The sequence below is a fragment of the Methanobrevibacter sp. genome (assembly GCF_045603845.1).
Lineage (GTDB): Archaea > Methanobacteriota > Methanobacteria > Methanobacteriales > Methanobacteriaceae > Methanocatella.
Genome location: NZ_JAZUMY010000079.1, coordinates 1 through 13696, shown reverse-complemented (window position 1 = coordinate 13696; position 13696 = coordinate 1). Strand labels below are relative to the sequence as shown.

The following is a 13696-nucleotide window of genomic DNA, read 5'->3' as shown; positions in this document are numbered from 1 at the left end:
TCTTCCCAAATTGCGATAATCACATCAAAATTAGGAAGTTCAAAGACTTTATATTCAACTACAAGTCCCATTGACTCCAATTCCTCTTTCATTCTTGTGAATCCCTTATTATCTACATGTTCGGTAGTGGTTTCACTTTTTTGGATGTTTTTATCACCGATTTCAAGTATCTCTGAAATCTTTTCTGAATTTGTGATTTCTGTACCGCCAAGAATTTCACCGATTTCCATGATTTTGGATTCGAATTCGTCCAACGGCAGAACTTTTCTTGATCTTCCCCTTACAATTAAAATTCTTTCATTGTCTATTGCAGGTCTTGATCCTTTGAATGCATCAAAAAATCCCATTACCTGACCTGCGAGTTCATAAGTTTTTTTCATTAAATCAGATCCTTAAAGATTTAATTCTTCTTTTAACTCACCAAGGGTAGTGACTTTTTCTGCAAAAGCGTTATGTCTGTGGATACTTTCTTGATTTTCTTGACGAGCAGTAATTAATGTGTCATCAGGGAAATCAGAATATTTGTTGACGATTTTTTCCATCATGTTTCTGACGCAGTCTTCAACAAATACAGGGTTTTGGTGTGCGTTCATTACAGTTGCATTCTCATCTGGTCTTTTAAGTAATTCGCATACTGGTGAGCTCCTTGAAGTTTCAATGATGTCAATTAGGTCTTCCGCTTTAACATTTTTATGTTCTGGAACTTCAATCAGTAATGTTCCAATACCTCTTTGGTTGTGTGAAGCAAAAGTAACAGTATCAAGTACTTTTTGTGTAGTTTCCTCATCTAAAAATTCCAATAGTTTATTTTTATCTGATTCTCTAACTGACTCTTGTGCACATGGGCAAACAGTCATTCCGATAAGTTCGGCACCAATGCTTTTTCTAATCTCAATGTTGCCTTCGTCATCTCTAAGTCCAACGGCTTTTGCCTTTAGCTGAGCCATTTCCTGAGTTTTGTTCTTGGTAACAGGAGATTCCTTCATAAACATAAAATCGGTAGTCATTGAGATTTCAACACGTTTTGCGTATTCGTGTTTGGTCATCATTCTGTCTACGATTTTTGCACATAATGATTCGACATCTACGCTGGAGTCTTCAGCAACAGTTTCGAGAACTTCGCTAATGGCTTCCGGGTTCCTAGACATATGTACCCCTTTCTGGTCACTTGGTAAATCTACAAATGCGTCAAAAGTAGGTAATAAAATTATAGGTCTTTTATTTGTTCTTTCAAGTTGTAATAATTTTTTAACTCCGGTAACGCCTACTCTGGTTAATTTTATAGGCACACTCGGAGCGTCGTCTTGAGTATCGGGTAAGCAAACTGCCAATTTAATAACCTCATTTTAAATTAAATATTATTATTTATTACTTTTTTCATTTATATAGTTAAATGATTATTGCTTCAATTTTGTAAAATCAATATAACAATGAAAAATATTTATTACATTATTCTGAAAAATGTTTGAAGCGTTTTAAAAAAGATAATAAAAAAAATAGTAAAGTAGTTGAAACTACTTTATAATATGTTTGAGGAACCCATGTCCTCTTTAATCACGTCAAGAACGGTCTGGGTGTATGTTCTTTCTATAATTGGGTCTTTTAACAATTCTTTAATGAATGCATTTAATTCATTTGTGTTTCTGAATTTTGCGATTAAAAATGCATCGTATTCTCCAGTAACATCATAAATACCCACAACATTCTTGTTGAAGAAGGTTTTTTCTTCCCAATTTTTGAGTTTTCCTCCTTTGACTCTAACTCCAATAATTGTAGTCAGGACGAAACCTAACTTTTCATGGTCAATGACGGGTGAGAACTTTTTAATGACTCCTGTTTTGACCATTTTGTCAATACGATTGTGGATTGTACCAACGGAAACATCTAAATCTCTTGATATCTGTCTGTATGATGTTCTAACATCTTTATTTATGATTTTTAGTATTTTGATGTCTGTATCATCAAGTTTTACTATATTATCTTTTTCTTTAACCAAACATTATTCCCCCATTTACATATAATACAATCTTTATATTAATTTAATATTGTTGATATATTTAAAATTTATTGTTTTTTTTAATTATTTTTCCATTATTCAATACTAAAAGTTAGATTAATATTGAAGTTTTGGATTTTATCCATTATTTTACAAAAATTTATGAATATATTTTAATTAATTATTACATATTTATATGTTGTTTAAATCCATTAAAACTTTTTTGATTTCACTTATTGAAGCATCAGTTTTAATTCCCGTTGGCTGAAAATGGGTTTTTTTAGCTTCAAAGCCATTTTCCTGAATAGTGTTTAAAATCAGGTCAAGTTTCGGTGCGCTTATTTTCAAAGACCTGCATATTGCATGAACATCATAGAATGTGGCCGGACTTTCAGCTTCAATCAGGCAGGAATTCAGCAGTTTCAGCAATTTGTCTTTCGTATTCAGCTGTTTGTTTTCGGCTTCATCAATCATTTTTTCGATAAATTCCCTGTTTTGGATATTTCCCAACCATAACGGGCCTGCCTGGATTAATTTTTCACCGCATTCAGGGCAGATGTCTGGAGTTGAGGTTGCAAGGCCTTTTGAAGTCTGTCTGTATAGGCACTCTCTGCAGTGGCTGATGTATCCTATGTTTTTTAAGGTTTCGTCTGTTCTTTTTGAACCTTTTTTAATTTTCAGGTATAATCTCATATAATGTTCAGTGCTGTGTGACAGTAACACTTCAATGCATTTGGCATACTTGGACAATGTCAATGCGCAGAATCCCGCAAGTATTCTGATTCCTGTCTCATGGCAGTACTCGCTTTTATACGGCTTTGAGTTGTATTTTCGTATGCAGGGCTCCTTGTATGTTCCGCAGAGGGCTGAAGTGTCTGTTGCAGTAACGCATAAAAGTGATTCTCTTCGGGCACAGTAACCTGCTGAGTCAAGAAACGGGGATGGCGTTCCGAAAGGATCGATGTCGATAACATCAAATTCTCCACGGTTGCTTCTTAAAAACAAACTTGCGTCATGCTGGTGTATTTCAATATCGCTGAGGCCGTTCAGCTCAACGTTGTGCCTTTCAAACTCATTGGCAAGTTCGCTTATGTCATTGATGTAAACCTGTCCAACACCGTCAATTTCGTTTTTATAGCGAACACCCCTTATGCCGCTTCCTCCAAACAGATCGCAGATATTGATGTCCCTTCCCTGCTCTTTTTGGTATGTCTGGAGGGCTAAAATTGAAATGTCTCTGTTCAGCTCCATTTGCGGATTATAAAAAACAGGTGCATCTGATGAAACTTTTTCATATTCTGGGAATTGTATTTTTGTCAATCCTTCTTCTATTGTTTTAAGTTTATAATCGTCCAAGTTAATCACTTTTAAATTCAGTTACTATTATTTTAAATATTATTAAACTTAAATATTAGTATAGTTTGAAAAGGTGATATTGTGTCAAATATTAAAGTTCCCATAGCTAAACCGATTATAGGACAGGAAGAAATAGACAATGTGGTTGAAGTTTTGAAATCCGGAATGATTGCTCAGGGTCCGAAAGTTTCCCAATTCGAAAAGGAATTTGCATCATGGGTTGATGCGGATTACGGTGTTGCAACAAATTCCGGAACTGCAGCTTTGCATGTTGCACTGCTGGCAGCAGGCATAGGCGCCGGCGATGAGGTAATCACCACTCCATTCACATTCATTGCAAGCGGCAATTCCATTGTTTACACTGGAGCAAAACCGGTGTTCGGTGACATTGATTTAAAAACTTATACGTTGGATCCTGAAACCATAGAAGCATTGATTACTGACAAGACCAAAGCAATAATGCCTGTACAGCTTTACGGTCAGTCTGCAGAGATGGATGCAATCTGCGACATTGCCGAAGACCATGATTTGATTGTAATTGAGGATGCCGCCCAGGCTCACGGTTCAACATTTGACGGCAAAAAAGTGGGCAGTTTGGGGGATATGGCCTGTTTCAGTTTCTATCCGACCAAAAACATGACCACTTCAGAAGGCGGAATGATTACCACCAACAATGAAGAGTTCGTTGAGGAAGCACATATTTTCAGAGCCCACGGGTCACGCGTAAAGTACCACCACGACGATATAGGATATAATTTCAGAATGACTGACATTTCAGCGGCCATAGGTCTTGCACAATTGAAGGTAATCGACGGATTCAACGAAAAACGAGCGGAAAATGCTGCTTACCTCAATGAAGGCTTGGCCGATGTCGATGGAGTCATCACTCCTTATGCAAGGGAAGGCTCAACACACGTATATCACCAGTATACCATAAGGGTTGAAAAAGGAAACAGAGATGACTGGATTGACATTTTAACTGAAGAGGGAATCGGAACAGGCGTTCACTATCCGATACCATTATACAACCAGCCTATTTATCAAAAACTAGGATTTGGCGGAAATTGTCCTAATGCTGAGAAGGTAGCCGACAGCGTAATTTCCCTGCCGGTTCATCCGTCATTAACCAGTGATGATTTGGATTTGGTAATCGAAGCAGTTAAAACAGCTTCCAAAAAAATGGATTAAAAGTCATTAATTTGACTTTTACTTTAATATTTTTTCTACAGTTTCTATTTTCGCATCCAATGTTCTATTTGGCCTGTCACGTCTGTCGTCCACTTTTATCACACTGTAAACACGACCAACATCGACTTCAAAAACAGCTTCCTGCGCTTTAGCTATAACATCGTACAGTTCTTTTAAATCTTCAGCTTCTATCTGCGTTCCCATTCCGGTCAGTTCATAGTGGAGTCCGGAATCTTTGACCACCTGAACTGCGGCAGCCACATAATCCTTACATTCGGTTGAATCGCATCCAACAGGCAATATTGCAAAATCACATGTAATCATATTATCACTCCAAAAAGTTATTTATTGATTTAATTATAAATCATTTGTTATGGCAAAATTCGATAAGGATGAATTCAATCAGATGATTTTTTCAAGAATCAATAATCTGATTTCAGAACATGAACTGATTAGGGAAGGCGAACTGATAGCTGTCGCATTGTCCGGAGGAAAGGACAGTGTATTGACACTGCATGCTCTAAAAAGATATCAGGATATTCTGGACTTTGATTTGGTGGCAATCAGTGTCGATGAAGGAATCAAAGGTTACCGTTCTCATGGAATTGATGCAGCTGTTCAAAACGCTTCCGATTTGGGCATTGAACTCATTCAAAAGTCTTTTCTTGAAGATGAAGGTTTTGCCTTGGATGATATTTATACTAATTTTAAAAGCGCATGCATTCCCTGCGGTGTTTTCAGAAGAAACATTTTAAATAAAACAGCATATGAGCTTGGAGCTTCCAAAATTGCAACAGGACATAATCTTGATGATGAAATTCAGTCTTTTTTAATGAGCTTTGCAAGGGGAGATACTATAAAATTCTCCAAATTCGGTCCGGAGCTTGATGTGATTCATCCGAAACTGGTTCCAAGAATCAAGCCTTTATGGAACACTCCTGAAAAGGAGGTCGGTATGTGGGCCGTTTTAAATGATATTAACATTCATCTGGATGAATGTCCTTACTCTCATCTGTCTTTAAGGGCTAAAATAAAGGAATTTCTGAATGTTAATGAGGATGCCTATCCTGGTATAAAAAATAATATAATGGAGTCATTCAAAAAGATTCTGGTCTTTGAAAATGACATTCCCGCACATCTGAATGAATGTGAAATCTGCGGAGAGCCTACTTCATCTGCTGTCTGCAAGGCCTGTGAGATTAAGGATTTAGTTTCTCAGAATTGCGAAAGCCATGTATGCGATGAATAGGGCTACAAGCACAAATCCTTCTTTTTTATCATATTTATCCTGTGTTCTGGCGAATATGTAACATAATAATGTAACTGCAATCATCAGCACGACATCAATCAGCATATTTGAGTTTACAACAATAGGACTTATTGCACTGCTTGCACCAAGCACAAATAGAATGTTGAAGATGTTTGAGCCTATCACATTTCCTATGATTAGCTCGGTTTCACCTTTTCTTAAAGCGGTGAGTGAGGTCACAAGTTCAGGTAAAGAGGTACCTATTGCAACAATGGTTAAACCTACCAAAGTTTCACTCATTCCAAATGCCATTGCTATATATGATGCGCTGTTAACTACGAAGTCTGCACCGATAACGATTCCGGCAATACCTCCGATGATGTAAACCACGCTTCTTGGAAGGCCCATTTTTGGTTTTTCAACATTTTGGGATTCCTGTGATTTTCCTGCACTGCGAATAAGGTAAATGATGTATATTATAATTAAAACAAGTAAGATAATACCTTCAATTCTTGAAATGTTCCATCCGAACAGGATAAATGCTGATACAATAACTGTAATAATCAGTAAAAAGGGCAAATCGGTGTTCAACACTTTCTTTTCAATTTCAAGTTCATTGAGAAGTGCACATAAACCTATAATCAGCAGGATATTAAACAGATTGCTTCCAATAACATTACTTACTGCCAGAGCATTGCTGCCTGCCAATGATGAAGTGATTGAAACTGCCGCTTCAGGAGCGCTCGTACCGAATGCAACAATGGTTAAACCAACGATTAATGTAGGAATCTTTAAAATTGATGCAATATTGCTTGAACCGTCAACAAAAAAGTCTGATCCTTTGATTAATAATATGAAACCTACAATCAGCAAAACAACCTGAATGCCTAAACTAACGAAATCCATCTAATCTTCCTCTGTATTGATATAGTCTTCACCTAAATCGGTTACAAGAATCTTATCTATCTGATGTCCGTCCAAATCAACGATTTCAAAGCAGAACCTTTCCCATTGGTATTTGTCATTAACGTCAGGCACAGTACCGCTGATACTTAATATGAAACCGGCAAGGGTGGTAAATCCGTCCTCCTCTTCATCGGGAAAGACTTCATCAATGTCAAATAATTCCTTGAATCTGTCAATTCCAAATCTGCCGTCAATCAGCCATGTACCGTCATTTCTTTGGGTAGCTATCGGGTCATCATCCTCATCTATTCCAGGAATATCTCCTACAATACCTTCCAAAAGGTCGTTTAACGTAATCAGACCTTCAACACTTCCGAATTCGTCAACAACAAGGGACATGTGAACATATTCCTGATTTTCCTTGAATTCTTTCAGAAGTTCCAGGGTTTCCAGATTCTCGGATACAACCAAAGGTTCCTTGACGATTGCATTAATGTCAAATTCATCATCGCTGAACATTAATGAAAGGATATCCTTTGCCTGAACAACGCCTATAAAATCATCCAGTTCTCCGGAAGCTATTGGGAAAATTGACCTTTTACTTTCCATAATCTTGACTTTATTGACTTCTCTAGGGTCTTCCAAATCAACCCAAATGATTTCATTTCTAGGGGTCATGATTGATTCGACCTTTTGGTCGTCAAGCTTGAACACTCTTTTGATGATGTCTTCTTCTTCCTGTTCGATGGTTCCTTCGACTCTTCCTTCCTCGATTAGTAGCTCGATTTCCTCTTCGGTAACTGCATTGTCGTTTCTGTTTTCAATTCTCATCAGCCATAAAAGAAAACTGCTTGATTTTGCAAGGATAAAGCTAACAGGTTTTGATATTTTTGAAAGAATCACCATGCTTTTTGCCACTTTAAGGGAAACCCTTTCAGGATCATTTAAAGCAATGACCTTAGGTACAATTTCTCCCACAACCAATGTCAGGTATGTTGTTATGATAACCACTATGGCAACGCTTATCGGTTCGCTGTAAGGAACGAATGAAATCAGTTTTGAAAGTGGTTCGGCAAGCGTTACTCCACCAAAAGCCCCTGTTAATACTCCAATAAGGGAAATTCCTATTTGAACGGTTGATAAAAATTCGTTAGGATCTTCCATCAGGTCAAAAACGATTTGTGCGTTTTTATTTCCGTCTTCTAAATATCTCTGCATTTTTGCTTTTCTAACCGACACAACGGCTAATTCCGCCATTGATAAATATCCGGTAAGTACGATTAAAATTAATATGATAACTATTTCTATTATTTCTCCAGCCATTTCTAACAGACCTTAACTATAAATCACTGGCTTTTATGAATCCAGTGTTTCCATATATTTCGTCCTGCATTTGCTGAACTGCGAGAGATGCATCTTCTCTTGTTTCTGCTTTTTTAAAGATTCTGCGACCTTTGACTTTTATGGTCTTGCCACACACGCATTTTCGGGTGGCAACGCCTTCTTTGGCATATAAAACTCTACCGCAGTCACAACGAAATATATAGTACATAATAAATTTTCCTTAAAATATCGATTATATTATAGATTTTATTTATGTGTATAAAAAACTTTTTATTGATTGGTATCTTTTGAGGTTATTATTTCTCGATTAAATCAGTTTTTCAATCAAAAGGTAAAAATTGGTGGGTGAGGTTATCCTCCGAATATCTGCATGAACAGGGGAATAAAGACTTGTGAAGGCAATATCACCAATGTTGCAATGCTGACGGCCAGATTTGTTCCGATAACGACAAGCAATATTCTGAATATGTTATTGTTCCATAAATCCCTAAAGCTTTCGATATTGGCTAAGTTTTTAATGTCACTTTGCCTTACTTTTCTGGATTTGGCTTCGGTAAGGCCTGAAAACCATCCTGCTGCAAGCAATGGGTGGATAATTGTCAATGGAGCAACTAATCCTCCGACAAGTGCGGACTGGATTTTTGATCCGGAGAGTATTGAACCTAAAAATCCCATTATCATGCTGATTGCAACAAACTCGTACAGGTTCCAGGTTATGTTTATCCCATTAAAATAAGCCAGAAAAAATATCACAACAAATAAAATTGGAATCAGTGCAAGGATTATCTTTGTCCATGGTATTCCTTTCTTGTCATCAATCTTGTTGAGCTCTTCAAGGGGAGGAATCGTTTCCGGATTGTCAAGGTATGCATTTATTCCAGGCTGGTGTCCGGCGCCTACAACTGCAATGACTCTGTCTTCAGGTATCCTTAGAAGGCTTCCTGCAAGATAAGCATCCCTTTCATGGACCAAAACATCATATATTCCCGGAGCTTCGTCCTTAAACATTTCAAGCATGTCTTCAAGATTATCCGGATTTTTCAAGTCTTCAATATCTATTTCCTCATCTTCGGTGTCTGTGGTCAATATTCCAAAGAGGAATTTGATTTTTTCAAAGAATGACATTCTGTTCAATGCGCGCTCCAATGTTGTATTGATATTACGGTCTATTAGCGCAATAGGTATTCCCAGATCTTCTGCCGCTTCGATTGCACCTACCATTTCTGAACCTGGGGCAACGTCAACTTCATCTCCTATCTTGGACTGGAAATAGCTCAGTATTGTCGTTACTAAAAATAACCCTACCTTGTTTTCCTTGATTATTTTGGTAACTGAAATGGTATCGTCTTCTTCTATTCCCATCATGGATTTTTTAAGCTTCGTATATCTTGCCAAATCAAGTTCAACAGCTACTCTGTCCGGCTGAAGTTCATAAATCTTGTCTTTAACTTCCTCTACACTTTGAGCGGACACATGTGCTGTACCGATAATAGTCAAACATTCTCGCTTCATTAATATTACGCTCTTTAAAAAATTGATTATGTTATATTTAACTTACTTATGTATTTAATGTTTTTGTCGTATATTCCAACATTTGCGGTCGAATTCTTTTCAAGGCAGTATGAAATATCATCCCTGTAACCCAGATTTGCAAGCTTGTTTCCGGATGTTGATTCGTAAAATGCCTTTTTCACCAGCTCATCATTTCTGCTTGCAAGTATTGCGGATTGGGCATATTCGCTTATTTCACAATCCTTACAAATTTCTCTTATTTCGCTTATGATTTCACCGGCAGCCAGAAAGTCTTCAATGGCAAATTTTCCCCATACTCCAGCCATTACAACATCAATATGATCGCTTGCCAGTTCAGCGCTTGCCTTGGCAACTGCCTTTGCATTGTTCATGCATCCGATAAGTACTTTGGAGTTCATATTCTCAAGTATTCTGGTGCCGTTGCTCGTTGTCAGAATAAGTATGTCCTTGTCGGTTTTGAATTCATTTAACGCATTCGGTGAGTTTCCAATGTCGAATCCTTCCACTTTGGCTCCCTTGCGCTCGCCGGCAATAATTCCGCCTGTATGATTTTTCAGTTCAAATGCCTCTTCAGGCGTAAAGCAGGGGATTATTTTGCTGAATTTGTCCAAAGCAGCCGTAATTGTTGAGCTTGCCCTCAGCACATCAACCATGACTGAAACATCACTGCTTGAAGTTTCCTCAAAACTCAATGTAATTTTCATAGTTTAGTATATATTGATGTGTTCTATATAATATTATATTATGAGAATCGTTACGACACCAATGTGTGAGGAAGTTGTAAGGCTTGCCGGTATCACTGACTATAAGGTTAACAGGAATCCCGACGAGGAAGAGGGGGATTTGGCGATACTGTTGTCCGAAAGCAAAGTCGGGATGAATTCTTTAGCTATTAAGCTGAACACTCCCAAACAGCTTTTTGAAAGCATCCGTGAAGTTTCCAAGTTAAATGAGGAACTGTGTGATGATGAAATTCTGGAATTCTTTAAGGGATATGAATTATGTCTGAAATACCTGGACAGTCATGACAATTCCCATATAAAAGTAAGGGTCTATTCCAATTTTTTAAGGGATATTATTGTAAATATCGGCTTTGAAATAAATGATAAAGATTATGATTATGTAATTTATCCTGATTACCTGGAGGATAAAGTGGAAAAAACCGATGCTAAATTGGTAAAAATTCCATCACACACAACTGTGGCTAAAAATCCCTTTGAAAGGATTGAAATGAGATATTCGATTTTGGAAAAATTAATATAGATTGAAACCGAAAAATTATATTAATATTGACTTTATGTGAGAGTATTAAAATGTATGAAACATTAACATTTACTGGTGGAGTCCACAAAAGTGAAGAGATTAAGGAACTGATTGAAGATTTAGGAGGGCTCATTCTTCAGGAAAATATTATACAGATGGAAATGGTATTGAATATGGCTGTTCCGTTAAATGATGTGCCTAGAATTGAAGAAAAAGCTAAAGAGTTATTGGGTACTTTAACCGTTGCTCCGATGGCCGGTTCTGAAATAGCTATTGTATCTCCGACACTTGCAAGGCATCACCTGCCTCATGCCGCATGTGACATTTCCGAGTATTTGCGTGAATTCGGTGCAAAGGACAACATGGTAGGTCTTGCAAGAGGTGACGGAAAAGGAACTTCAGGAATTTCCGAAGAGGAAAAGCAGCTGATTGAAGAGCATGACGTAGCTATTTTTGCATTGGGCAGTTTTGAAACCTGCATAAAAACCAAAGCTTTCCTGTATGATGATATTGATATTCCTGTAATTGTAACTGGAGCTCCGGACATTCCTATCGAAGAGCTTCCCGGTGCCGATGCTTATGTCGGCGGACTTGGAAGGATTCCTAGGAGATTGAGAAGAGGTCCTGACGTTCGTGCTTTGGACAAGTTGGTTGAAACTGTTGAGCAGACTTTAAATAACAAAAAACAGGAAATGAGCATGGATCCTCCGTTAGTACCGGCAATTGTTGTTAAAAACTCAATTGAAAATCAGGTCCCTGAAATTAAGGAAGTTATCTCTCCAACACCAGTCACTTCCCAGCTTGACGGGGTACGTGTAAAACTGGATTATGATAAATATCATGAGTCAATAGAAAATGTCGTTATTGACGGTAAAAAGTTATCAGAAATCGCTGATATTAAAAAATCTAAAATGTATGATTACATTTTGGTTAAAATCAATAGTGAAAGTTCTCTTGTTGAGGACTCTAACTAATTTCTTTTTTTTTAAAGCATTCTCATTCCGAAGAAATTGATTGCATCCACCAGGTCGTTAAAGTCTTCAAGTTCTCTTTCTATCACGTTTTCATCGGTCATGTCTATACTCAGCTCGCCGTCCACAGTCAATGTGTCGGGGCCACGACCTACAAGACGTTCAACGCCGTCTTTACTTAAGATTCTTTCGGCATCCAGCTGGTGGACAAATGACCTGCCCGGCAATATTACAGTATCTTTGATTTCACTCAGGTCAATGTTTTCCAAGTCCTCTTTTGTAATGAGGCATGCTATTTCCTTTTCGACCGCAACGACATTTACGCTGTCCACTTCAAGTTTGTCAAAGATCTTTTGAATAAATGGCGCCGCTATTTTTGATGTGATTAGTGTGGCCTCTCCGGTGACCGGTTTGATGAACTGCAGGAATATTTCGTTTTCATCTTTGGCTATTGCAAACGGACCGCCGGTTTCGGGATCGCATAATGGTGTTCCGGTTATTCTGAAGTTGTATTCGCTGTTCAAATCCTTGACCAGCTGGGCAAACTCTTCGACAGGCTGTGATTCATGGCCTTTCAGGATTGGTTCGTTGCCGAGAATCAGTCCTTCATTGAATGTGTTTGCAAATCTCATCAGGATAAATCCCTTTGCGCCCCAGGATTCCAAATCATCACAGGTCTTTCTTAATACGTCCCCGTCATTTACTCCGGGAATTATCACGCTTGCCCCTGTCAGTTCAATATTCTCGCAAAAGATTTTGCATGCATTGAGGGCCTCTTCGGGGTATTTGTCCCTTACCCACTGCTGTCTGAGTTTAGGGTCTGTTGAAAACACGGTAAATGTGGCCTCTTCAACACCGTTGTTGATTAGTCTGTTGGCTATATCGCTGTCGGTTATTCCTTTGCCGCAGCTGTAACCGAGGTGTGATTTTATTGAAAACTGGTTTAGCTGGGCCGTCAGCGTTTCAAGATACGGATAGCAGCTAATGTCTCCCCCTCCGCTGATGTCTGCAATGATGTCGCCTCTTCCCATATTCATCATCAATGCATTTTGAACGGTATTAATCACTTCAAATGGGTTTTTGAATTCGCTTTGAGCATCAGCGACTCCTTTGGAGCATCTTTCACATCCAATTTTATTTGGAAGACAGTGTGCACAGCCAAAAACTTTAATTTCCTTTACCTTCCTGAAGTAACAGTATTTGCAAAATCCGTTACAGTCTTTTCCAGGTATTCCTCCAACATCCGCTACTACATGCATAATCATAAATTTTGTGTTTATTATTATATAAATGAATTTGTCCATGAAAAAGTATTAAAAAAAGTATTATTTATTACAAAAAATATAAAAAGTATTAATTGATTAAAAGTATTAGTTTTGCCGAAATCTTTTGATTTTTCTATTGATATTAAAGTTTAATATGTATGGTTAATTTTAAATAAATTAATTTGTTTAAGGTTCTTTATATTTATTTTAACTTGTTTTAATTTATTTTTAAAAGTATTACTTTCAGTGTTATTTATCCTACATGCAAATAATTATATTATTCTTTATAAACTTTTCTAAAAATTTCTTAGGGTAATCTTTATATTATATCTTAATTAAAGATAAATTTGTATACCATATGGCTGGCTATTTGCAAAAACTTGCTTTGTAGCTTAACTCAATTTGGGGATAGCATTCCCATTGAGAGTGGTATATTAGTTAAACTCTATTTATTTAGGAGGGAAAAAATGGCAAAGTTTGATGATAAAATCGATTTATTCGATGATAGAGGCAATGAAATTGCATCTGGCGTACCAATCGAAGCTATAAGTCCACTTAGAAATCCTGCAATTCAAAAAATTGTTAAAGGTGTTAAAAGAACCGTTGCAGTAAACTTAGAAGGACT

Annotated in this window: 15 protein-coding genes and 1 pseudogene; 5 read left to right on the top strand and 11 right to left on the bottom strand. The window is 37.4% G+C overall.

All coding sequences use genetic code 11. From position 1 onward, the window contains the following. From ACKI2W_RS07720 to ACKI2W_RS07705, 4 genes are all read right to left on the bottom strand, one after another. Positions 1-380 (bottom strand): DUF2120 family protein (locus ACKI2W_RS07720; protein WP_407380861.1); only part of this gene is annotated, 380 nt, incomplete at its 3' end. A 12-nt stretch (positions 381-392) separates the two neighbouring features. Continuing rightward, positions 393-1331: a GTP cyclohydrolase MptA gene (mptA, locus tag ACKI2W_RS07715; protein ID WP_407380859.1), complete on the bottom strand. Its 939-nt coding sequence runs from the start codon at positions 1329-1331 to the stop codon at positions 393-395. A gap of 188 nt (positions 1332-1519) precedes the next feature. Next, positions 1520-1996: an Lrp/AsnC family transcriptional regulator gene (locus ACKI2W_RS07710; RefSeq protein WP_407380857.1), complete on the bottom strand. Its 477-nt coding sequence runs from the start codon at positions 1994-1996 to the stop codon at positions 1520-1522. Positions 1997-2188: 192 nt separating this feature from the next. Then, positions 2189-3352 carry a tRNA (guanine(10)-N(2))-dimethyltransferase gene (locus ACKI2W_RS07705; protein WP_407380855.1) on the bottom strand — a complete coding sequence of 388 codons (1164 nt, stop codon included), beginning with the start codon at positions 3350-3352 and terminating at the stop codon, positions 2189-2191. An 81-nt stretch (positions 3353-3433) separates the two neighbouring features. Between ACKI2W_RS07705 and ACKI2W_RS07700 the strand changes: the two genes are divergently transcribed. Continuing rightward, a complete protein-coding gene (locus ACKI2W_RS07700; RefSeq protein ID WP_407380853.1) occupies positions 3434-4540 on the top strand; it encodes a DegT/DnrJ/EryC1/StrS family aminotransferase in 1107 nt (368 codons plus the stop codon). Between the two features lie 18 nt (positions 4541-4558). Here the strand turns inward: ACKI2W_RS07700 and ACKI2W_RS07695 are convergent, their stop codons facing one another. Beyond that, positions 4559-4864: an MTH1187 family thiamine-binding protein gene (locus ACKI2W_RS07695; RefSeq protein WP_407380851.1), complete on the bottom strand. Its 306-nt coding sequence runs from the start codon at positions 4862-4864 to the stop codon at positions 4559-4561. Positions 4865-4913: 49 nt separating this feature from the next. On the opposite strand from ACKI2W_RS07695, the gene ACKI2W_RS07690 reads away from it, so the two are divergent. Beyond that, positions 4914-5789, top strand: coding sequence for a TIGR00269 family protein (locus ACKI2W_RS07690; RefSeq protein WP_407380849.1), 876 nt, complete (start codon positions 4914-4916; stop codon positions 5787-5789). On the opposite strand, the gene ACKI2W_RS07685 is transcribed toward ACKI2W_RS07690, so the two are convergent. The 5 genes from ACKI2W_RS07685 to comB all read right to left on the bottom strand — a co-directional run bounded on the left by ACKI2W_RS07685 (position 5748) and on the right by comB (position 10276). Next, the gene (locus ACKI2W_RS07685) at positions 5748-6695 is read right to left on the bottom strand and encodes a calcium/sodium antiporter (RefSeq protein ID WP_407380847.1); all 948 of its coding nucleotides are present in this window, start codon (positions 6693-6695) and stop codon (positions 5748-5750) included. The genes ACKI2W_RS07690 and ACKI2W_RS07685 overlap by 42 nt on opposite strands. Continuing rightward, the gene (locus ACKI2W_RS07680; RefSeq protein WP_407380845.1) at positions 6696-8018 is read right to left on the bottom strand and encodes a hemolysin family protein; all 1323 of its coding nucleotides are present in this window, start codon (positions 8016-8018) and stop codon (positions 6696-6698) included. Positions 8019-8034: 16 nt separating this feature from the next. Continuing rightward, the gene (locus ACKI2W_RS07675) at positions 8035-8247 is read right to left on the bottom strand and encodes a DUF1922 domain-containing protein (protein ID WP_407380843.1); all 213 of its coding nucleotides are present in this window, start codon (positions 8245-8247) and stop codon (positions 8035-8037) included. A 143-nt stretch (positions 8248-8390) separates the two neighbouring features. Then, positions 8391-9551, bottom strand: a complete 1161-nt coding sequence (locus ACKI2W_RS07670) for a TraB/GumN family protein (RefSeq protein WP_407380841.1) — start codon at positions 9549-9551, stop codon at positions 8391-8393. A 26-nt stretch (positions 9552-9577) separates the two neighbouring features. Further along, positions 9578-10276 carry a 2-phosphosulfolactate phosphatase gene (comB, locus tag ACKI2W_RS07665; protein WP_407380839.1) on the bottom strand — a complete coding sequence of 233 codons (699 nt, stop codon included), beginning with the start codon at positions 10274-10276 and terminating at the stop codon, positions 9578-9580. Between the two features lie 40 nt (positions 10277-10316). On the opposite strand from comB, the gene ACKI2W_RS07660 reads away from it, so the two are divergent. Next, positions 10317-10835 carry a hypothetical protein gene (locus ACKI2W_RS07660; protein WP_407380837.1) on the top strand — a complete coding sequence of 173 codons (519 nt, stop codon included), beginning with the start codon at positions 10317-10319 and terminating at the stop codon, positions 10833-10835. A gap of 50 nt (positions 10836-10885) precedes the next feature. Further along, entirely contained in the window at positions 10886-11809 is a 924-nt protein-coding gene (locus tag ACKI2W_RS07655; RefSeq protein ID WP_407380836.1) for a methanogenesis marker 7 protein, read from the top strand. 11 nt (positions 11810-11820) lie between these two features. Here the strand turns inward: ACKI2W_RS07655 and mmp10 are convergent, their stop codons facing one another. Further along, positions 11821-13065 (bottom strand): methyl coenzyme M reductase-arginine methyltransferase Mmp10, encoded by a 1245-nt coding sequence (mmp10, locus tag ACKI2W_RS07650; RefSeq protein ID WP_407380834.1) that lies wholly within the window; start codon positions 13063-13065, stop codon positions 11821-11823. A 473-nt stretch (positions 13066-13538) separates the two neighbouring features. Between mmp10 and ACKI2W_RS07645 the strand changes: the two are divergent. Further along, positions 13539-13696: pseudogene (locus ACKI2W_RS07645) on the top strand (methyl-coenzyme M reductase subunit beta); the annotation flags it as partial.